General features: G+C 69.3%; 23 protein-coding genes. 12 read left to right on the top strand and 11 right to left on the bottom strand.

The window, feature by feature from the left end; all coding sequences use genetic code 11:
* Positions 1-7: 7 nt before the first annotated feature.
* Both gnd and AC07VM_RS00655 read right to left on the bottom strand, forming a co-directional pair.
* The gene (gnd, locus tag AC07VM_RS00660; protein WP_494909585.1) at positions 8-1456 is read right to left on the bottom strand and encodes an NADP-dependent phosphogluconate dehydrogenase; all 1449 of its coding nucleotides are present in this window, start codon (positions 1454-1456) and stop codon (positions 8-10) included.
* A gap of 56 nt (positions 1457-1512) precedes the next feature.
* On the bottom strand, positions 1513-2403 hold the full coding sequence (locus tag AC07VM_RS00655; protein WP_494909584.1) for an NAD(P)-dependent oxidoreductase: 891 nt from the start codon (positions 2401-2403) through the stop codon (positions 1513-1515).
* Between the two features lie 99 nt (positions 2404-2502).
* Between AC07VM_RS00655 and AC07VM_RS00650 the strand changes: the two genes are divergently transcribed.
* The 7 genes from AC07VM_RS00650 to AC07VM_RS00620 all read left to right on the top strand — a co-directional run bounded on the left by AC07VM_RS00650 (position 2503) and on the right by AC07VM_RS00620 (position 9017).
* On the top strand, positions 2503-3561 hold the full coding sequence (locus tag AC07VM_RS00650; RefSeq protein WP_494909583.1) for a D-2-hydroxyacid dehydrogenase: 1059 nt from the start codon (positions 2503-2505) through the stop codon (positions 3559-3561).
* A 55-nt stretch (positions 3562-3616) separates the two neighbouring features.
* Positions 3617-4405, top strand: coding sequence for an IclR family transcriptional regulator (locus AC07VM_RS00645; RefSeq protein WP_494909582.1), 789 nt, complete (start codon positions 3617-3619; stop codon positions 4403-4405).
* Between the two features lie 132 nt (positions 4406-4537).
* The gene (locus tag AC07VM_RS00640; RefSeq protein ID WP_267415280.1) at positions 4538-5956 is read left to right on the top strand and encodes an MFS transporter; all 1419 of its coding nucleotides are present in this window, start codon (positions 4538-4540) and stop codon (positions 5954-5956) included.
* Positions 5953-6738: an SDR family oxidoreductase gene (locus tag AC07VM_RS00635; protein WP_494909581.1), complete on the top strand. Its 786-nt coding sequence runs from the start codon at positions 5953-5955 to the stop codon at positions 6736-6738. The genes AC07VM_RS00640 and AC07VM_RS00635 overlap by 4 nt, the downstream gene beginning before the upstream one ends.
* A 17-nt stretch (positions 6739-6755) precedes the next feature.
* Positions 6756-7469, top strand: coding sequence for a fumarylacetoacetate hydrolase family protein (locus tag AC07VM_RS00630; RefSeq protein WP_494909580.1), 714 nt, complete (start codon positions 6756-6758; stop codon positions 7467-7469).
* A 16-nt stretch (positions 7470-7485) separates the two neighbouring features.
* Positions 7486-8523, top strand: a complete 1038-nt coding sequence (locus tag AC07VM_RS00625) for an alcohol dehydrogenase catalytic domain-containing protein (RefSeq protein WP_494909579.1) — start codon at positions 7486-7488, stop codon at positions 8521-8523.
* Entirely contained in the window at positions 8520-9017 is a 498-nt protein-coding gene (locus AC07VM_RS00620; RefSeq protein ID WP_267415276.1) for a gluconokinase, read from the top strand. Before AC07VM_RS00625 ends, AC07VM_RS00620 begins: the two co-directional genes overlap by 4 nt.
* A 10-nt stretch (positions 9018-9027) precedes the next feature.
* Here the strand turns inward: AC07VM_RS00620 and AC07VM_RS00615 are convergent, their stop codons facing one another.
* A complete protein-coding gene (locus AC07VM_RS00615) occupies positions 9028-9153 on the bottom strand; it encodes a hypothetical protein (protein ID WP_017828452.1) in 126 nt (41 codons plus the stop codon).
* A 224-nt stretch (positions 9154-9377) separates the two neighbouring features.
* On the opposite strand from AC07VM_RS00615, the gene AC07VM_RS00610 reads away from it, so the two are divergent.
* Positions 9378-9989: a 50S ribosomal protein L25/general stress protein Ctc gene (locus tag AC07VM_RS00610; protein WP_267415275.1), complete on the top strand. Its 612-nt coding sequence runs from the start codon at positions 9378-9380 to the stop codon at positions 9987-9989.
* 99 nt (positions 9990-10088) lie between these two features.
* The gene (pth, locus tag AC07VM_RS00605) at positions 10089-10670 is read left to right on the top strand and encodes an aminoacyl-tRNA hydrolase (protein ID WP_267415274.1); all 582 of its coding nucleotides are present in this window, start codon (positions 10089-10091) and stop codon (positions 10668-10670) included.
* Between the two features lie 43 nt (positions 10671-10713).
* Here pth and AC07VM_RS00600 read toward each other — a convergent pair whose 3' ends face one another.
* Both AC07VM_RS00600 and trpS read right to left on the bottom strand, forming a co-directional pair.
* Positions 10714-11406 carry a hypothetical protein gene (locus tag AC07VM_RS00600; protein WP_494909578.1) on the bottom strand — a complete coding sequence of 231 codons (693 nt, stop codon included), beginning with the start codon at positions 11404-11406 and terminating at the stop codon, positions 10714-10716.
* A 21-nt stretch (positions 11407-11427) separates the two neighbouring features.
* Complete coding sequence (gene trpS, locus AC07VM_RS00595; RefSeq protein ID WP_494909577.1) at positions 11428-12432, bottom strand: tryptophan--tRNA ligase; 1005 nt, start codon at positions 12430-12432, stop codon at positions 11428-11430.
* A 45-nt stretch (positions 12433-12477) separates the two neighbouring features.
* On the opposite strand from trpS, the gene AC07VM_RS00590 reads away from it, so the two are divergent.
* Genes AC07VM_RS00590 through AC07VM_RS00580 form a run of 3 tightly spaced genes read left to right on the top strand, consistent with a single transcriptional unit; the run spans position 12478 to position 14434 of the window.
* Entirely contained in the window at positions 12478-13119 is a 642-nt protein-coding gene (locus AC07VM_RS00590) for an SRPBCC family protein (RefSeq protein ID WP_292768421.1), read from the top strand.
* Positions 13116-13799: a DUF4166 domain-containing protein gene (locus AC07VM_RS00585; protein ID WP_267415269.1), complete on the top strand. Its 684-nt coding sequence runs from the start codon at positions 13116-13118 to the stop codon at positions 13797-13799. The genes AC07VM_RS00590 and AC07VM_RS00585 overlap by 4 nt, the downstream gene beginning before the upstream one ends.
* The gene (locus tag AC07VM_RS00580) at positions 13796-14434 is read left to right on the top strand and encodes a DUF4166 domain-containing protein (protein WP_494909576.1); all 639 of its coding nucleotides are present in this window, start codon (positions 13796-13798) and stop codon (positions 14432-14434) included. Before AC07VM_RS00585 ends, AC07VM_RS00580 begins: the two co-directional genes overlap by 4 nt.
* On the opposite strand, the gene AC07VM_RS00575 is transcribed toward AC07VM_RS00580, so the two are convergent.
* The 6 genes from AC07VM_RS00575 to sdhC all read right to left on the bottom strand — a co-directional run bounded on the left by AC07VM_RS00575 (position 14428) and on the right by sdhC (position 20103).
* Entirely contained in the window at positions 14428-15267 is an 840-nt protein-coding gene (locus AC07VM_RS00575; protein WP_494909575.1) for an exodeoxyribonuclease III, read from the bottom strand. The two genes, AC07VM_RS00580 and AC07VM_RS00575, sit on opposite strands and share 7 nt — an antisense overlap.
* A gap of 10 nt (positions 15268-15277) precedes the next feature.
* Positions 15278-16492 carry a YihY/virulence factor BrkB family protein gene (locus AC07VM_RS00570; RefSeq protein WP_494909574.1) on the bottom strand — a complete coding sequence of 405 codons (1215 nt, stop codon included), beginning with the start codon at positions 16490-16492 and terminating at the stop codon, positions 15278-15280.
* 112 nt (positions 16493-16604) lie between these two features.
* Entirely contained in the window at positions 16605-17372 is a 768-nt protein-coding gene (locus AC07VM_RS00565) for a succinate dehydrogenase iron-sulfur subunit (RefSeq protein WP_267415265.1), read from the bottom strand.
* A 2-nt stretch (positions 17373-17374) separates the two neighbouring features.
* A complete protein-coding gene (sdhA, locus tag AC07VM_RS00560; RefSeq protein ID WP_267415263.1) occupies positions 17375-19201 on the bottom strand; it encodes a succinate dehydrogenase flavoprotein subunit in 1827 nt (608 codons plus the stop codon).
* Between the two features lie 18 nt (positions 19202-19219).
* Positions 19220-19669, bottom strand: coding sequence for a succinate dehydrogenase hydrophobic membrane anchor subunit (locus tag AC07VM_RS00555; RefSeq protein ID WP_267415262.1), 450 nt, complete (start codon positions 19667-19669; stop codon positions 19220-19222).
* A complete protein-coding gene (gene sdhC / locus AC07VM_RS00550) occupies positions 19669-20103 on the bottom strand; it encodes a succinate dehydrogenase, cytochrome b556 subunit (protein WP_074731658.1) in 435 nt (144 codons plus the stop codon). Before sdhC ends, AC07VM_RS00555 begins: the two co-directional genes overlap by 1 nt.
* Between the last annotated feature and the right edge of the window lie 162 nt (positions 20104-20265).

Here is a 20265-nt window from a genome sequence, read left to right as displayed (position 1 = left end):
TGAGACGTCAGTGCGTGTCTTCCGCCTCGATCTCGGTGCGGTCGCCCGACCACAGCGTGTGGAAGGTGCCTTCCTTGTCGATGCGCTTGTAGGTGTGCGCGCCGAAGAAGTCGCGCTGACCCTGCACGAGCGCGGCCGGCAGGCGGTCGGCGCGGATGCCGTCGTAGTACGACAGCGACGAGGAGAACGCCGGGGCGGGGATACCGGCTTCGGCGGCTGCGATGACCACTCGGCGCCAGGCTGCCTGGGCGCGCGTGATCGCCTCGGTGAAGTACGGGGCGGTGAGCAGGACCGGCAGGTCCGGCCTCTCGGCGTAGGCGTCGGCGATGCGGTTCAGGAACTGCGCGCGGATGATGCAGCCGCCGCGCCAGATCTTGCTGATCGCGCCGAGGTCGATGTTCCAGCCGTACTCTGCGGCGCCGGCGCGGATCTCGTCGAAGCCCTGCGAGTAGGCGACGATCTTCGAGGCGTAGAGCGCCAGGCGGACGTCCTCGATGAACGCGTCGGTGTCCTCGACCGAGAACTCCTCCTCCGGACCCGGCAGGTCGCGGGAGACCGCGCGCTGCTCGGGATGCGAGGAGAGGGAGCGGGCGAAGGTCGCCTCGGCGATGCCCGAGACGGGGACGCCGAGCGACAGCGCGGTCTGCACGGTCCAGGCGCCGGTGCCCTTGGCGCCGGCCTGGTCCAGGATCACATCGACGAGCGGCTTGCCGGTCTCCGCGTCGACCTGGCGGAGCACCTCGGCGGTGATCTCGATCAGGTACGACTCCAGCTCGCCGCGGTTCCACTCGGCGAAGATCTCGGCGATCTCGGCGGGGGACTTGCCCGTGCCGCGGCGGATGAGGTCGTAGGCCTCGGCGATGAGCTGCATGTCGGCGTACTCGATGCCGTTGTGCACCATCTTGACGAAGTGTCCGGCGCCGTCGTGGCCGACGTGCGTGACACACGGCTCGCCCTCGGCAACCGCGGCGATCGACTTGAGGATCGGGCCGAGCGTGACCCAGGATTCGTCCGAGCCGCCGGGCATGATCGACGGGCCGAGCAGCGCGCCCTCCTCGCCGCCGGAGATGCCGGCGCCGACGAAGTTGATGCCCGTCTCGCGGACGGCCTTCTCGCGGCGGATCGTGTCGGGGAAGTAGGCGTTGCCGCCGTCGACGATGATGTCACCGGGCTCGAAGACCTCGACCAGCGCGTCGATCACGGCATCGGTCGGGCCGCCGGCCTTGACCATGATGATCGCGGTGCGCGGCTTCTGCAGCGAGTCGGCGAACTCCTGGTACGTGTGGGCCGGGACGAAGCCGGCCTCGGGGTGCGCGTCGAGGAGCGTCTGGGTCTTCTCGTAGCTGCGGTTGAAGATCGCCACCGTGTTGCCCTCGCGGCTGGCGAGGTTGCGGGCGAGGTTCGACCCCATGACGGCGAGTCCGACGACTCCGATGTTCGCTGATGCTTCGGGCACAGAAGGCTCCTCGATCGTGAAGAAGGGTTGGTTTCAGCGTATCGCTGTAGGAGGGGTCAGTGCTCACCTGTGTCACGGGAGGCGATGAAGCGCCGCGACACCGCGATGTCGCGGTCTCCGAGGCCCGCGGCGACCAGCTCGTCGAACGCCGCGCGCAGGGTGGGCAGCAGCACCGGTGCGGTACCGGTGGCCTCGGCGATGTCGGCGGCGAAGCCGAGATCCTTCACCATGTACTTCGCGACGCCGCTGGGGGAGTCGTCACCGGTGACGAGCTTCTCGCGACGGCTCTCGAGCAGGCGGGAGCCGGCGTATCCGCCGGAGAGCAGCGACCAGAGTGTGTCGAGGTCGAGACCGGAGCGGTCGGCGAGCACCGTGGCCTCTCCGAGCGCGAGGATCGTGGCGGAGACGACGAGCTGGTTGCAGGCCTTGGCGACCTCGCCGGCGCCGAGCGGCCCGAGCAGGACGGGAGTACCGCACGGGGCGAGCACCTCGGCGGCGAGGGCCGCATCCTCCGGGGTGCCGCCGAGCATGATCGAGAGGGTCCCGGCGATCGCGCCGTCTTCACCGCCCGAGACGGGGCAGTCGACGACCCGCACCCGTCCCTCGGTCTGCGCGCCGATGCGCTCCGCGAGCTCCCGCACGGCCGGTGCCGACGAGGTCGAGCCGATCAGGATGAGCAGCTCGCCGGCATCCGCGAGAAGTCCGTCCGGGCCGTCGAGCATCGCCTCGAACGGGGGAAGGTCGGGAAGCATCATCAGGAGCACGTCTACTCTGGAGGCGAGCTCGCGTGGCGTCTCCGCCCAGGAGGCTCCGGCTGCCAGCAGCTCCGGTTGCGGGCGGCGGGCATGGATGACGAGTCGTCCGTGGGCGGCGAGCAGGTGGTCGGCCATCGGGCGGCCCATGGCGCCGAGACCGACAGCCCCGACGGTGACGGAGGAGATGTCCATCCGCACACGGTAGCAATAATCCAATGGATAGAACAGTGTCCAACTGGATGGATCTGAGCTAAAGTGAGGGATCCACGACTTCCCGAGGAAGGGATCAGCATGACGGGGACCGAGAAGAAGCTGCGCGCCGTCGTGACGGTGCCGCTGCGCGAAGACCTGTGCCGGCTCATCGAAGAGCTCGAGCCTCGCGTCGAGGTGGTCCGCGATCACTCTCTCCTCCCGCCGATGCGCGGCCCGGCCGATTGGTCCGGCGATCCCGCCTTCGCTCGTACCGCGAGCGAGCAGCAGGCCTTCGACGAGCTGGTCGACTCCGCCGATGCTCTCTTCGGGATCCCCGACGTGGATGCTGCGGCGCTGGCCCGCACGGTGGCGGCGAACCCGCGGCTGCGCTGGGTCATGACGACGGCGGCAGGCGGCGGGGCCGCGATCAAGGCGGCGGAGCTGGAGCGCACCGACCTCGATCGGATCGTCTTCACCACCAGTGCGGGCGTGCACGGGGGACCGCTGGCCGAGTTCGCCGTCTTCGGCGTGATGGCAGGAGCGAAGAACCTCCCGCGGCTCCTCGCCGATCAGAGCACCCGCACGTGGCCGGACCGTTGGGAGATGCGTCAGCTCGACGAGATGACCGTGCTGGTCGTCGGTCTCGGCGGCATCGGCTCGGAGTGCGCGCGGCGCTTCCACGCGCTCGGTGCGCGAGTCTGGGGCACCACCCGGTCGGGGGAGCCGGTCGCCGGCGTCGATCGCCTCGTGCGCCTCGATGAGCTGCGCGAGGCGGTGGCCCACGTCGATGCGATTGTCGTGACGCTGCCGGGTACGGAGCAGACCCACCACCTGATCGGCGCGGACATCCTCGACGCGATCAAGCCGGGGGCGATCATCGCGAACGTCGGTCGCGGCACGGTCGTCGACGAGGCCGCCCTGCTCGGGGCGCTCGACGACGGTCGAATCGCCTTCGCGGCCCTCGATGTGTTCGAGCAGGAGCCGCTCGACGATGCGTCGCCGCTGTGGACGCATCCGAACGTGCTGGTGAGCCCGCACACGGCCGCGCTCAGCTCGAAGGAAGAGGAGCGGATCGCCCGACGCTTCGCCGAGAACGCGGCGCGCCTGCTCGATGGAGAGCCGCTGATCGCCGTGGTCGATACGGTCGAGTTCTACTGATCCGCAGGCAGGTGCTCGCGCGCCTGCGGCCCCACTGACGGCGGAAGGCGCAGCCATGGACGACGACACCCGCGAGGGGCGCGATCCCGCGCCTGCCGTCACCCGAAGCATCCGCCTGCTGGGTCTCCTCGCCGACGCCGGCGGCCCCCGGACCCTGACCGAACTCGCCGGCGAGCTCGGGCTGGCGAAGTCGTCGACCGCGAATCTGTGTCTCGCACTCGAGGCCGGCGGTATGGTCGACCGCACGCCGCAGGGGTATCGGCTGGGAGTGCGCACCGCCGAGCTCGGGGGTGCGTTCGCCGCGCAGTTCAACCAGGTGCGCGAGTTCTACAGCGTGTGCGAGGCCTCGCCGCAGCTGGCTTCCGAGCTCGTGCAGGTCGCTATGCTCGACGGCACGGACGCGCTGTACCTCGCCCGGCACGAAGGGTCGCGGTCGCTGCGGCTGGGGACCCCGCTGGGCTCACGCCTCCCTGCTCCGCTCTCGGCCACCGGGCGCGCGCTGCTCGCGGCGATGAGCGATGCCGAAGTGGTCGCGCTCCTGGGGGAGGATGCCGTCTTCCCCGCGCTCACGGAGCGGAGCGCGACCACCATGAGCGGTCTGCTGGAGGTGCTGGCCACGGCTCGTCGGCGTGGCTGGGCGCTGGATGCGGAGGAGTCGTTCCGCGGCATCGTCGGCGTCGCCGTGCCGCTCGAGGGCTGGGCGCCCACCGATCCGCCGCTGGCACTCGGCGTCGCCATCCGTGCCGCCGAGGCCGACTACGAACGCATCGAGCGCGTGGGCGAGGCTCTGCGCGCGGCCGCCGCGGCGTTGACGAACCCCTTCAGCGTGGCCGTGCGTCGCTGACTCCTTCCGCCCCGCCGTGCCCCTCGGGAGGCGGCTGGTCTTCGTGCGCTCCCACCCGGTCCAAAGGGTTGAACGCAATCCAACGGGCTGGTACAGTCGTGGTCACGCCGCAGGCGAAGCCGATCGAAGGAGATGGCAGTGACCGACCCCCGCACCTCAGCACGAGCAGTGTCCGATGACCCGGAGTACGCGGCGAACCTGCGCCGGGCGACGCTCGCGTCCAGCATCGGCAGCGCGCTCGAGTACTTCGATTTCGCGCTCTACGGGCTCTCGACGGCGTTGATCTTCAACGTCCTGTTCTTCCCGCAGGATGACCCCGCCATGGCCACGGTCGCCGCGTTCGCGACCTTCGGCGTCGGCTTCCTCGCGCGACCGTTCGGCGGCCTGTTCTTCGGCGTCCTGGGCGACAAGCTCGGACGCAAGTGGGTCCTGGTCGCCACGATCGTCCTGATGGGCGGGGCCTCGACCGCGATCGGCCTGTTGCCCACCTATGAGGCGATCGGGCTCTGGGCCCCCATCCTGCTGGTGCTGATGCGCCTCCTGCAGGGCTTCGGTGCGGGCGCCGAGCAGGCGGGCGCGACGGTGCTGATGGCCGAGTACGCGCCCGTCAAGCGCCGAGGCTTCTTCTCGGCCCTGCCGTTCGTCGGCATCCAGGCCGGAACCCTGCTCGCCGCGGTCGTCTTCGGGCTGATCACGCTGCTCCCCGAGGACCAACTGCTCAGCTGGGGATGGCGCGTGCCGTTCCTCGCCTCGTTCGCGCTGATCCTGCTCGCCCTGTTCATCCGGATGCGGTTGCGCGAGACGCCGACCTTCATCGAGCTCGAGAAGCACGAGCAGATCGCGGACCGCCCCATCAAGGAGATCTTCACGCACGGGCTCCCGGGCGTCATCGTCGGCATCGGTCTGCGGATGGCCGAGAACGGCGGCTCCTACATGTTCCAGACCCTCGGTCTCGCCTTCTTCGTCACGGTGGTCGGTGACAGTGCCGACAAGAGCCTGCTCACGTGGGGTGTCACCCTCGGATCGCTGATCGGCGTCTTCTCCGTGCCGTTCACCGGACACCTCTCCGACCGCTTCGGGCGTCGCACGGTGTACCGGTTCGGAGCGGTCTTCATGCTCGTCTACACGTTCCCCGCGTGGTGGCTGCTGTCGCTCGGCAACTACGCCGTGGCCATCGGCGTGATCGCGATCGGCATCGGCGTGGCCGTGAACAGCATGCTCGGACCGCAGTGCGCCATGCTCCCCGAGCTCTTCGGCAACCGGCACCGCTACCTGGGGGTGGCGATGGCCCGCGAGATCTCGGCCGTGCTCGCCGGTGGTCTCGCCGGTGTGCTCGGTGCGTACCTCATCGCGGTGAGCGACGGGAACTGGGTGCTCCTCGCGATCTACATGGCCGTGCTCGCCCTCATCACGACCGCATCGACGTTCCTCGCTCCCGAGACGCTGCGTCGCGATCTCACCCGCGTCGACGACGCGATCAAGGTCTCCCGGGGAGAGGGCGGGGACGACGTCTTCGCCACGACCGTCTCGATCAAGGCCGTCGGGCGGTGAGCGCGCTGCCCGCGGGTCTCGCCCTCTTCGACCTCAGCGACCGCACGGCGCTCGTGACCGGATCGAGCCAGGGCATCGGCCGGACCCTCGCGGAAGGACTCGCCGGAGCGGGTGCGACCGTCGTGGTGCACGGGCGCGACGCCGTGAAAGCGGCGGCGGCAGCGCGCGAGATCGCGCAGGCGACGGGAGCGGTGGTCCACAGCGTCGTCTTCGATGTCACCGACGCTGCGGCGGTGGATACGGGGATGCGTGAGGTCGAGCAGCTCGTCGGCACGCCCGACATCCTCGTGAACAACGCCGGCGTCCAGCGGCGGGCGCCGATCGCGGAGTTCGCGGACGAGGACTGGGATGCGCTCGTGCAGACCAACCTCTCCAGCGTGTTCCACCTGTCGCGCCGCGTCGCGGCCGGCATGATCGCCCGGGGCTCGGGAAAGATCATCCAGATCGGCAGCGTGCAGTCGCAGCTGGCCCGTCCGTCGATCGCCGCGTACGCGGCGACCAAGGGCGCGATCGTGATGTTCACGAAGGGGCTGTGCGCCGACCTCGCCCCGCACGGCATCCAGGCGAACGCCATCGCTCCGGGCTACTTCGCGACCGCGCTCACGCAGGCGCTCGTCGAGGACGAGGAGTTCTCGGCATGGGTCCGAGGACGCACGCCGGCCGGACGCTGGGGAGACACCCGCGACCTCGTCGGCGCCCTCCTCTTCCTCGCCGGCGGTGCGAGCGACTTCGTCAACGGCCAGACGCTCTTCGTCGACGGCGGAATGACGGCGGTCGTCTGATGCGTCTCGGTCGAGTGATGTCCCCGGAGGGCCCCCGCTGGGTGCGCGAGACGCCTGACGGGTTCCTCCCGATCTCCGACCCGTTCCTCGCGTTCGCGGAGGGCCGCGCCCCGCATGACGAGGGGGACGCCGTCGAGGGAACCGTCGTCGCCCCGGTCGATCCGCTCGTCATCGTCGGCATCGCCCAGAACGGTCCCGACCACATCTCGCCGGTGCAGGCGTGGCTCAAGAGCCCGAGGACCGTGATCGGAAGCGGTGCGGAGGTCGCGCTGCGGCGCGACGCGGGCGCGCCGGTGGCCGAAGGGGAGATCGCCGTCGTGATCGGCCGGGCGACACACGGATTGACGGCGCGGAATGCTCATGAGTACGTGCTCGGCATCACGGCTGTGAACGATCTCTCCAGCCCCGACCGCGCGAGCATCGATCCGCGCAACTTCGAGTCCAAGTCGGGGGAGGGGTACACACCCCTCGGCCCGTGGATCGACACCGAGGCGGGGATCGACGACGTCGACCTCGACGTCGAGGTCGACGGGCTCCTCGTCGCCCGGACCGGGAGCAGGGAGCTGCCGATGGCGATCCGCGAATGCCTCGCCTACGTCGCCGCGTGGTCCGTTCTGGGGCCCGGCGACGTCGTGATGACCGGTGCTCCCCATTCGCAGGCGCCGGTGCGAGCCGGTCAGCGAGTGACGATCAGGGTGGCCGGAATCGAGCTGGTCACGGCGTTCGTCTGACCGAGGAGGAGACATCGTGGACAACCTCGCCGTGGTGGCCCACGCCGCCGACGATCTGCGGATCGAGGACATCGGTGCTCCCGCGCCCCACTCCGACGAGGCGGTCGTCGCGGTCGCCTACGGGGGAATCTGCGGGTCCGACCTGCACTACTTCCGGCACGGCGCGGCCGGGGCCTCGGTGCTGCGCGAGCCGATGGTCCTGGGGCACGAGGTCTCGGGCGTCGTCGCCGTCGCCGCGGCGGACGGCTCGGGCCCCGTCGTCGGCACCCCGGTGGCCGTGCACCCCCTGACCCCGCACGGTGACGGGCGCACGCCCTGGCCGTCCGATCAGCCGAATCTCGCGCCGGCTTCGACCTACCTCGGCTCGGCGATGCACCTGCCGCACACCCAGGGGGCGTTCGCACGACGTGTCGCGATGCCCACGCACATGCTGCACCCCCTGCCCGACGGTCTCGATCTCCGCACCGCCGCGCTGGCCGAGCCCGCGGCCGTGGCCTGGCATGCCCTGCAGCGAGCCGGCGAAGTGCGCGGGCGTCGTGTCGTCGTCATCGGCGCGGGGCCGATCGGTCAGCTGGTCGCCGCCGTCGCCCAGCGCGGCGGGGCGGCGTCCGTGACGGTCACCGACCTGCAGCAGCGTCCGCGTGAGATCGCCGAGGCGCGCGGCATCCGGGCGATCGATGCCCGGGCCGAGGCGGAGATCGCCGAGCTCCATGCCGACATCGTGGTCGAATCCAGCGGCACCGTCCCCGGACTCGCGGCCGCGGTCTCGGCGGCGATCCGCGGCGGAACGGTCGTGCTGCTCGGTCTGCAGCGCGGCGGAGATGTTCCCGCGCCCCTGGCCACGGCGATCACCCGCGAACTGACACTCCGCGGCTCGTTCCGCTTCGGCGCCGAGTTCGACGACGTCATCGCCGCCCTCGCCGACGGCAGCCTGGACGTCCGCGGTATCATCAGCGAGGTGCTGCCGGTCGAGCATTCTCACGATGCCTTCGCGCTGGCAGCCGATCCCGCGAGCTCCTGCAAGGTGCTCATCGATTTCGGCCTGGAGATATGACTGTGCGCATCGTCGTGATGGGTCCCAGCGGCTGCGGCAAGTCCACGGTCGGCGCGGCGCTCGCGGTGAGCATCGGGGCGCGCTTCGTCGACGGCGACGACCTGCATCCGCTGACGAACGTCGAGAAGATGGCCGCCGGCATCCCGCTCGATGATGCCGACCGGATGCCGTGGCTCCGCACGGTCGGAGCGGCGCTCCACGGCGAGGAACGGATCGTCATCGCCTGCTCCGCGCTGCGTCGTCGCTATCGGGACGCGATCCGCGAAGAGTCGCCCGACGCGTTCTTCGTGGAGCTGGTGGTGGACCGCGCCACGCTGGAAGCGCGGCTGACGCAGCGCGCAGAGCACTTCATGCCCGCATCGCTGCTGGATTCACAGCTGGAGACCCTGGAGTCGCTGCAGGACGACGAGAACGGCGTCCGCGTCTCGGCGTCGCTCGCTCTGGACGAGGAGCTGCGCCTCATCCGCGATGCGGCGCAGGCGTCGGCCCGGTGAGCGGAGCCGCTCAGTCCTTGCGGTAGCCCGAGCGTCCCATCGCGAACAGGGCGATGAACGACGTGACGGCCGCGCACACGGTCATGGCTCCGATCAGCCAGAGGAGTGCGTGCGAGAGGAAGGCGCCGTCGAGCATGGGGGTTCTCCGTGTTCTGCAGGAATAGGACCGGTGTCCTCAGCCTATCGGGTCATCCGGTACCATTGAGGCTGTACCTCGGCGAGGGATGCTTCTGCGCGTGCGCGATCATCCGTTATCGACGCGGCGAAGCAAGCCCGGTGGCTTTCCTCCTGCGTCAGCGAGTTCGAAAATTCCAAGACCACCGCGCGGCGCCTTCGCTGCGTGCCCCGAAGGAGAACCTCATGTCTGAAGACACCAAGGTCCAGGCCGAGCTGCGCGACAGCTTCGGCAAGGGCTTCGCCCGCCGCCTCCGCGCCGCCGGCAAGATCCCCGCCGTCATCTACGGCCACGGCACCGAGCCGGTGCACGTCGCACTGCCGGGCCACCAGGTCTCGCTCATCATCCGCCGCGCCAACGCGCTGCTGGAGCTCGACATCGAGGGCAAGTCCCAGCTCGCCCTGGTGAAGGACGTCCAGAAGGACCCGGTGCACCAGATCATCGAGCACATCGATCTCCTCGTCGTGAAGAAGGGCGAGAAGGTCGCCATCGACGTCCCGATCGTCGTCACCGGCGAGTCCGCTGCGGGCACCATCGTGAACCTCGACGCGACCACGCTGTCGATCGAGGCCGAGGCCACGCACATCCCGCAGAACATCGAGGTCTCGGTCGAGGGCCTGGAAGAGGGCGCGCACATCACCGGCGCCGACGTGAAGCTCCCCAAGGGCTCCACGCTGCTCTCCGACCCCGAGGTGCTCGTCGTCGCGATCTCCGTGCCGGCCGCGCCCACCGAGGACGACGCCGAGGGCGAGACCGCCGAGGCCACCGAGGCCGCCGAAGAGGCCGCCGCGGAGTGATCTCCGACTGATTCATCACAGAGGGGACGCGATCCGATCGCGTCCCCTCTGTCGTATCCTGACCCGGGGTCCTGCCCCGCGCAGTGAGAGGACGAGGACATGGCATCGACCTGGCTCGTGGTGGGACTCGGCAACCCCGGCCCGCGATACGAGACCACCCGGCACAACATCGGTCAGATGGTGGTCGACGAGATCGCGTCTCGCCGGGGCGAGGCGTTCCGTGAGCACAAGGGCGGCGCGCGCGTCGTCGAGACCTGGCTGCGTCCCGGTGCGGACAAGATCGTGCTGGCGAAGCCGAACACCTTCATGAACGTCTCGGGGACGCCGGTGGCGGCGCTCGCCCGGTTCTACTCGGTTCCTCCCGAGCAGGTCATCGTCGTGCACGACGAGCTCGACATCCCCTTCGACACGGTCAAGCTCAAGACCGGAGGCGGCCACGGCGGGCACAACGGTGTCCGCGACGTCGCTCGGGCGCTGGGTACGCCCGACTTTCCGCGCGTGCGGGTGGGCATCGGGCGACCTGTCGGTCGTCAGGATCCCGCCGACTGGGTGCTCGCGCCCTTCGGGAAGGACGAGCGGCCGAACCTGCCCATCCTCATCTCGGACGCGGCCGACGCCGTCGAGCTGCTCGTGGGAGAAGGGCTGCTCGCGGCACAGCAGAAGCACCACGCACCGCGCTGAGGCACCGCGCTGAGGCGGTGCCTGGGCTGGCCGGTGAAGGGCGTCAGGCCGTGTATGACGCGAAGCCGGTCGCGCTGCCGGCGCCGAGGGCGATGACCAGCACGACGAAGAAGATCACGACGGCGAGCACGGCCACGACGAGTGCGGCGATGCCGGCCCCGCGGCCCTGCTTCTTGCGGATCGCGATGATGCCGATGACGATCGCGGCGATGCCGAGGATCGTGCCGATCCAGAACGACAGCTCCGCCCACAGCACCTGATCGCGGACGGGGGAGAGGATGCTGAGGTCTCCGGTTGTCGTCGTGACGCCCGTCGGCAGGACACGACCGATCTCGAACGCGCTGATCCCGGCGATGATCGGGGTCACGACCGCGGCGACGGCCGCCAGGATCAGGGACAGCAGTCCCAGAAGCTTCGAGCGGGGCGGAGCGGTCTCCGGGACCGCGTAGGCGCCCGCGGGGGCCGCGTAGCCGCCGACGGGGACCTGGTAGGCCCCGGGAGGCGCTGCCGGGTACCCTGCCGGGGCGGAGGGCGCGGTCTGGGCGGGCGCTGCCGGGTAGCCTGCGGGCGGTGCCGGGTAGCCTGCGGGCGGTGCGGGGGCGAGCGGGGGAGCCGGGGCGACCGGGGGAGCCGGATACGTCGGAACGTTCGGGAGTGACTGGCCGCCGGGAGCAGCAGGGGAGTTCGAGGGTGCGGGGAACTCCGGGGACGGGGGCGGCAGCTGCGGATCGGTCACGCCCCCATCCTAGGGCGAGGCTCAGACGCGGCGGAGCAGCCCCACGCGGTCGTACACGTCCGACAGCGTGGCGTCGGCGACGGCGTCCGCCCGGCCGGCGTTCTCGGCGAGGATGCGGTCGAGCTCGGCCGGGTCGTCGAGCAGTTCGAGCGCACGCGCACGGACCGGCTCGAACTCGTTCACGACGACCTCGGCGAGGCCCTTCTTGAAGTCGCCGTAGCCGCGTCCCGCGTACTCGTCCTCGATCGCGGCGACCTGGCGCCCGGTGAGGGCCGCGTAGATCGTGAGCAGGTTCGAGACACCGGGCTTGTTCTCGCGGTCGAAGCGCACCGAGCCCTCGTTGTCGGTCACCGCGCGCATGACCTTCTTCGCCGACTTCGCGGGGTCGTCGAGCATCCAGAGCACCCCGGCGTCGCTCTCGGCCGACTTCGACATCTTCGCGGTCGGGTTCTGCAGGTCGTAGATGCGCGCGGTCTCCTTCTGGATGACCGGCATCGGCACGGTGAAGGTCTCGCCGAACCGCGAGTTGAAGCGCTCCGCGAGGTCACGCGTGAGCTCGACGTGCTGCTTCTGGTCGTCGCCCACCGGCACCACATCGGTCTGGTAGAGCAGGATGTCGGCGGCCATGAGCACCGGATACGTGAACAGGCCGACGCTCGTCGAGTCTGCGCCGTAGCGGGAGGACTTGTCCTTGAACTGCGTCATCCGGCCGGCCTCGCCGAAGCCGGTGATGGTGCTGAGGATCCAGGCCAGCTCGGCGTGCGCGCGCACGTGCGACTGCACGTACAGGGTCGACAGCGACGGCTCGATCCCGGCGGCGATGTACTGCGCGGCCGTGCGACGCGTCTTCTCGCGGAGCTCGGCCGGGGCCTGGGCGACCGTGATCGCGTGCAGATCGACGACGGAGAAGAACGCGTCGTAGGAGCTCTGCAGGTCCCGCCACTGGAGCAGCGCACCGATGTAGTTGCCGATCTGGAGGGAGTCGGCGGAGGGCTGCATTCCGGAGTAAAGGCGAGGTTTCGTCACGGTATCAATCCTATGGGGTGCGTGCCGTGCCCCTACGATGGGCGCATGGCCTCCGTGTCCCCGCGTTCACGGTCGCGAGGGGATCGGGCCCTCTATGTCGAGATCCTCATCGTCGCGCCCCTGGACGAGGTGTGGCGGCTGACGCAGGATCCGGCCTCGCACGTGCGCTGGGACGCGCGTTTCAGCGACATCGTGCCACAGCGCACCCGAGCAGACGGTGCGCAGGACTTCCGATACGAGCTCGATCTCGTGGTGCACACGATCCGCGGGACCGGTGTATCGCTCGCCACGAAGGAGAGCCCCTCGGGAGAGCGCACCTCCGCGCTGCTCTTCGACACCGACGACGCGCTCTCGCCGCTCGGAACCGGGCGCGGCTACTGGCGCTACGTGCCGACGGAGAAGGGCGTGCGATTCCTCACCGGCTACGACTACGCACCGGGATGGGGATGGCTGGGACGCGTTCTCGATCCGCTGGTGACCCGACGGTTCGTCTGGTGGCTCACCGCCCGCAGCTTCGATCGTCTCCGGTTGTGGGCCGAGCTGGGCATACCTCCGGAGGAGACCAGCGGCTGGCGGTCGCTCCGGCGCGGGTACCGACCACGCGCACGCAACTGCCTCTCGCGCCCCCGGCGCACCGGGCGGACCATCATGGAGGACGCACCGGTATCCCTCGAGGAGATCGCATGACGACCGGGACCGGGATCTTCGAGCGCGCACTGGGAGACGACTTCGCGCGCCTCCATCCGCAGCTGCAGCGCCGCTTCGGGGTCGGCGTGGACGCCGGATACGGCTGCATCGGACGCGGGGTGATGTCCGAGGTCCGGCGAGGCCCGTGGTGGACCCTGCCTTTCCTGCTGATCGGCACGTTCCGCAACATCCTGTTCCCCGAGCGGGGGCGGGACGTGCCGTTCCGGATCGACAACTTGGCCTACGTCGACGACTTCGGTCGCGAGACCGTGACCTTCGTGCGGACGATGGACGTGCGCCCCGGCCGCCGCCGCCGATTCGACGCGACCATGATCTACAGCGACGCGCGTCGACGGGTGGTCGACTACCTGGGTACGCACCAGCACCTGGCCGTCGACCTCGATCTGGCCGTCACCAACGACGGCGGGCTCCTGCTCACCTCGGGCGCACAGCGCTTCTACGAGGGGCCCATCGCCTTCCGCTTCCCGATGCTCTTCAGCGGGCGCGCTCGGCTCATCGAGCGCTACGACGACGAGCAGGAGCGGTATCTGATCGACCTCGAGATCCACAACGATGTCTTCGGGTTCCTTTTCGGCTACCGCGGTGCCTTCACCTGCGAGTTCGTCGGCGGACCGGCTCCGGAGACCGTCAAGCCGTACCGCGAGGAGATCCGCGAGTGACCGCGAGCGGAGCCGCCTTTCTCGAAGCGCTGGGGGAGGAGGCGGAGAGGCTTCATCCCGAGCTCCTGGCGCAGATGCGCGTCGAGGCGAGGAACGACGGAGCCGAGGGGGTCTTCGCGGTCGCCGGCAGCCGGTTCGGGCGCCTCGCCGCCCTCGCGTCGCCCCTCGTCGGGCCGCGGCTGCTCGTCACGCGGTTCGGCCGCGACGTGCCCTTCCGGATCGAGACCGTGTCCGGTCGATCGCCCTCGGGACGGCCGACGCTCGACACGGTCCGGGAGTTCCGTTTCGCCGACACGACACAGCACGTCGTCGACCGGCTCTTCGCGACGGGACATCCCGGCCTCGTCCAGAATGCGCTGGGGTCGAGGGGTCGGGTCGAGATGCTCGAGGAGTGCTCGGTGACCGATGACGGTGCACTGCGTATGCGCACTCGGGCCGTCGCGCTGCGTCTCGGCCGATGCAGGATCGCGCTGCGCGGGATTCTCCGCATCGACGTCGATCTCGTCGACGGCTGGGACGGCACTCACGACCGACGCACCATCGAGATGCGCGCGACGAGTCCCGTGCTCGGGACCGTCCTGGAGTACCGGGGATGGTACCGCTACGCGGATGCCACCCCCGGCGCCGCTCAGTAGCGGTAGTCGACGACGACCGGCGCGTGGTCGCTCCAGCGCTGGTCATAGGCCGCAGCGCGCGCGACGTGGTAGGTCTCCACACGCTCGGCGAGCGCAGGCGTCGCCAGGTGGTAGTCGATGCGCCACCCGGAGTCGTTGTCGAACGCCTGCCCGCGCATCGACCACCAGGTGTACGGTCCGTCGACCTCGCCGTGGAACTTCCGCCCCACGTCGATCCAGCCGAGGCCGGTGCCCACGGTGCCGTCGACACCGGAGACCTCCGCGCCGGCCTCGCCGAGGAACCGATCGAAGTACGCGCGCTCGCGAGGAAGGAACCCGGCCTTCTTGCGGTTGCCGCGCCAGTTCTTGATGTCGAGCTCGCGGTGTCCGACGTTCAGGTCGCCGGTCACCAGGGCGAGCGCGCCGTCGGCGCCGAGTTCTCCGAGCCGCGTGCCGAACGCGTCGAGGAACTTCCACTTCTCGTCCTGCTTCGGGGTGTCGGCCTCACCGGAGTGGACGTAGGCGCTGACGACGGTGAGCGGGCGGTCGCCGATCAGGAAGTCCGCCTCGATCCAGCGTCCCTTGGAGTCGAAGTCCTCGGGCCCGAATGCGGTGCGCGTGGCGAGGGCGGGCGTGCGGCTGGCGATCGCGACCCCGGCGCGGCCCTTGGCGGTGGCCTCGTCATGGACGATGGACCAGCCCGGCAGCGCGGCTTCCAGGTGCTCGTCCTGCCCGCGGACCTCCTGGAGCGTGAGGATGTCGACATCGGCGGCATCCAGCCAGGAGCTCATCCCGTTGCGAGCCGCCGCTCGGATTCCGTTGACATTGACCGTGGCGATACGCAGATGAGGCATACCGACAAGCCTAACGAGCGCCGCCGACATCCTTTCCCGAGCGGTTCAGCTCCGACAGGAGGCGCTGCGCCAGCGGGGTGTTCGACGGTGCAGGAGCGGGAGGGGAGGCCTCGAGGTCGTGGAGCTCGTCCTCCGCGGCGCGCACGGCCCTCTCCGCGGACCAGGCGCGGTACCACGGGGCGGCCGCGCGGGCGGCGTGGGCCCGGCGCACGCGGATCCTCGCCGCCGTCAGCAGCGCCTGGTACTCGGCCTGCCGACGCTCCGCCTCCGTCTGGGGGAGGAGGGGGAGGTCGCGATCCTGCGCGGACACGGCGATCCAGGAGGAGGCGACGAGCATCACCACGCCGTTGACGCGGAACCACAGCAGGAGACCGATGAAGATGGCGAAGGTGGCGAGCAGGGGATTGGAGGGCGTGTAGCTCAGCAGGAAACCCGCTCCGTACTGCAGGATCGTCATCGCGCCGCCGCCGAGGAGGGCTCCGGGCCAGATCGTGCGCCAGCGCAGCGACGTCCCGGTGAGGAAGCGGACCATCGCCGCGAGAGCCGCCGACATCAGGGCGAACGACACCAGGACGGTGCCGATGCGGATGCTGATGTTGACGCCGTCGGAGCCGGAGTCCCAGCCGAGCAGGCTGAGGAGCCAGCTCAGCACCGCCGCGCTGGCGGAGCTGAGGAGCGAGCCGGCGACGAGCGCGGCACCGAAGATCACGGCCGCGAGCAGGTCGCGGGCCTTCAGGATCACGTAGCTGCGGCGGTCCGGCGGGAGACCGAAGATGTCCCTGGTCGCGCGGCGCGAGAACGTGACCCATCCGATCGCCGTCCAGATGACGGTGCCCAGGGCGATCAGACCCGTGATGCTCAGGACGCCGGTGGTGTTCGCGGCGATGTCCTTCACCTGTTCGGGCGTGACCACGCCGCCCTCGCCCTGCGGGAGGATCAGGTTCGGGATGTAGTTGTTGATCATGTCGATCAGGCCGTCGACCGCTTCCTCGCTGCCGCCGAGCCAGAGCCCGGCGATCGCGAAGGCGAGGTAGATCGCGGCGAAGATCGCGAAGAGGGCCTGGTAGCTCACGCCTGCGGCCAGCAGGAAGCCGTTGTGCTGCAGGAAGTGGCGCCAGACACGGACGGGGAACAGGCCCAGGGTCCGTTGCGTCAGTGCGGTCGCGCGTTCGACGGCCGCATCGAGACGACCGGACTCGGTCGCGGAGCCATCGGGTTTAGACACGTCCCCACCCTATCCAAGCGCGGGAGAGCGGGAGCGCAGGCCCCATGACGCGAGAGCAGGCGGTCCCCCGAAGGGAACCGCCTGCTCTCGCATGACCGCCTGATGCGGCGGGTCAGGGACGTCCGCGCAGGACCGCCTGCTTGACCTCGGCGATGGCCTTGGTGACCTCGATGCCACGGGGGCAGGCCTCGGAGCAGTTGAAGGTGGTGCGGCAGCGCCACACGCCTTCCTTGTCGTTGAGGATGTCGAGGCGGACCGCCGCGTTGTCGTCGCGCGAGTCGAAGATGAAGCGGTGCGCGTTGACGATCGCCGCCGGGCCGAAGTACTGGCCGTCGGTCCAGAACACGGGGCACGACGAGGTGCACGCGGCGCAGAGGATGCACTTGGTGGTGTCGTCGAAGATCTCGCGGTCGGCGATGGTCTGGACGCGCTCCTTGCCCTTCTCCGGCACGGAGCTGGCGACGAGGAACGGCTGCACCTCGCGGTACGACGCGAAGAACGGCTCCATGTCGACGACGAGGTCCTTCTCCAGCGGCAGACCCTTGATGGCCTCGACGTAGATCGGCTTCGAGATGTCGAGGTCCTTGATCAGCGTCTTGCAGGCGAGGCGGTTGCGACCGTTGATGCGCATCGCGTCCGAGCCGCAGATGCCGTGTGCGCAGGAGCGGCGGAAGGTGAGCGAGCCGTCGACCTCCCACTTGATCTTGTGCAGGGCGTCGAGCACGCGGTCGGTGGAGTAGAGCTCCACGTCGTAGTCGACCCAGTGCGGCTCGGAGTCGACCTCCGGGTTGAACCGACGGATGTTGAACGTGACGATGAACGACTGGATGCCGGTCTCTTCGGTCGTGTCGGCAGGTGCCTCTGCGATGGCGTTGGACATGCTCAGTACTTCCTCTCCATCGGCGGGTAGTTCAACTCGCCCTGATCGTTCTTCGTGAAGACGACGGGCTTCCAGTCGAGCTTGATGTGATCGCCCGGGTCGGAGGAGTGGGCGTCACCGGTCAGGTAGGCCATGGTGTGCTTCATGTACTTCTCGTCGTTGCGCTTCGGGAAGTCGTCGCGCATGTGGCCGCCGCGGCTCTCCTCGCGGTTCTGCGCCGCGTAGACGACGACCTCGGCGATGTCGAGCAGGAAGCCCAGCTCGACGGCCTCGAGCAGGTCGGTGTTGAACCGCTGGCCCTTGTCGTCGACGTGGATGTTCTTGTAGCGCTCGCGCAGCTCGGCGATCACGCCGAGCACGTGCTGGAGCGACTCGTGCGTGCGGAAGACCTGCGCGCCCTTGTCCATCTCGTCCTGGAGCGTCTTGCGCAGGACGGCGATGCGCTCGGTGCCCTGGTTGTTGCGCAGGCCCTCGAGCATGTCGGAGACGAACGCCGCGGGGTTCTCCGGCAGCGGGACGAACTCGGCGGTCTTGACGTACTCCACGGCGTTGCGGCCGCTGCGCTTGCCGAACACGTTGATGTCGAGCAGCGAGTTGGTGCCGAGGCGGTTGGCGCCGTGCACCGAGACGCAGGCGCACTCGCCGGCCGCGTAGAGGCCGGGGACGATGGTGTCGTTGTCCGCGAGGACCTCGCCGTTGTTGTTGGTGGGGATGCCGCCCATGGCGTAGTGCGCGGTCGGCATGACCGGGACCGGCTCGACGACCGGGTCGACGCCCAGGTACGTGCGGGCGAACTCGGTGATGTCGGGGAGCTTGGTCTCGAGGACCTCCGCGCCGAGGTGCGTGCAGTCCAAGAGGACGTAGTCCTTGTGGGGACCGGCGCCGCGGCCGTCGAGGACCTCCTGCACCATGCAGCGCGCGACGATGTCACGCGGAGCGAGGTCCTTGATGGTCGGGGCGTAGCGCTCCATGAAGCGCTCACCCGAGGCGTTGCGCAGGATCGCGCCCTCGCCTCGTGCGCCCTCGGTGAGGAGGATGCCGAGACCGGCGAGGCCGGTGGGATGGAACTGGAAGAACTCGAGGTCCTCCAGGGGGAGGCCCTTGCGCCAGACGATGCCGACGCCGTCGCCCGTGAGGGTGTGCGCGTTCGAGGTCGTCTTGAAGATCTTGCCGAAGCCGCCGGTCGCGAAGATGACGGCCTTGGCCTGGAAGACGTGCAGCTCGCCGGTGGCGAGGTCGTATGCGACCACACCGGAGACCTGCGTCTTGCCGTCGGCATCCTTCACCGTGAGCAGGTCGAGCACGTAGAACTCGTTGAAGAAGTTGATGCCGAGCTTGACGCAGTTCTGGAACAGCGTCTGCAGGATCATGTGGCCGGTGCGGTCGGCGGCGTAGCAGGCGCGGCGGACCGGGGTCTTGCCGTGCTCCGCCGTGTGCCCGCCGAAGCGACGCTGGTCGATCTTGCCCTCGGGCGTGCGGTTGAAGGGGAGGCCCATGTTCTCGAGGTCGATGACCGCGTCGATGGCCTCCTTCGCCAGGATCTCGGCCGCATCCTGGTCGACGAGGTAGTCGCCGCCCTTGACGGTGTCGAAGGTGTGCCACTCCCAGGAGTCCTCTTCGACGTTCGCGAGGGCCGCGGCCATACCGCCCTGTGCCGCACCGGTGTGCGAGCGGGTGGGGTAGAGCTTGGAGATCACGGCGGTCTTCGCGCCGGGACCGGCCTCGATCGCGGCGCGCATGCCGGCGCCGCCGGCACCCACGATGACGATGTCGAACTGGTGGTAGTGCACGCCGTCACGGACGACGGAATCCTGCGTCTCGGTAGTCACTTCTTCTTAGCCTTCTTCTCAGTTCCCGACCAGCGCGGCGCATTCGTTCCACAGGACGCTGCTCTCCGTCACACCCAGGCACGGGTCGAACGTGAACACGACGAGCGTGCCGAGCAGGATCAGCAGGCCGGCGGCGAGGCCGAGCGCCCAGGTGAGCGCCTTGCGGGCGGTGTTGTTCGTGACGTAGTCGTTCACGATCGTGCGCATGCCGTTCGCGCCGTGGATGAGTGCGAGCCACAGCATCAGCACGTCCCACCACTGCCAGAACGGCGTGGCGAACTTGCCGGCGATGAAGGCGAAGTCGAGGGCGTGGATGCCTTCGCCGACCATGAGGTTGACGAACAGGTGGCCGAAGATCAGCACGACGAGCACGACGCCCGAGACGCGCATGAAGACCCAGCCCCACTTCTCGAGGTTGACTCCGCGCCGACGGCGGACGGGGGTGGCGGCGATGGTCTGTGCGGACATCAGTGACCCCCTCCGAACCCGGCGAACGCGAGCATCAGGTGGCGGGGCACGAAGCCGGCCATGATGATGCCCCACACCAGCAGCACGCCCCAGAAGAGCTGACGCTGGTACTTGGCGCCCTTCGACCAGAAGTCGACCGCGATGATGCGCAGGCCGTTCATGGCATGGAACACGATGCCGGCGACGAGCACGACCTCGCCGAGCGCCATGACGGGGTTCTTGTACGTGCCGATCACGGCGTTGTACGCCTCCGGCGAGACCCTGATCAGTGCCGTGTCGAGCACGTGCACCAACAGGAAGAAGAAGATGGCGACTCCGGTGATGCGGTGAAGCACCCACGACCACATGCCTTCGCGACCCCTGTAAAGGGTGCCGCGGGGGGTCTTGGACGTGGTTTCCGAAATCGACGGTGTCAAGCGAGCGCTCGTGGACACGGTCGTCCTCCCTGATCGATGTGCGTCGGTCGCGTGCACTGCTCTCGTTCAAGTGTGAGCCTGTCGAAGTCTCAGGCACGCCCGATCGCTGTCCATCCTATTCCTGTCAGATCACTGGGAGCGACGAAGGGGAACCTAAGTATCTCGATGTCGAGAGTTCTT

This window comes from Microbacterium sp. GW821-FHT01D02, assembly GCF_059422585.1.
The sequence above is the reverse complement of the archived record's forward strand: the minus strand, read 5'-3'. Positions and strand labels throughout refer to the sequence as shown.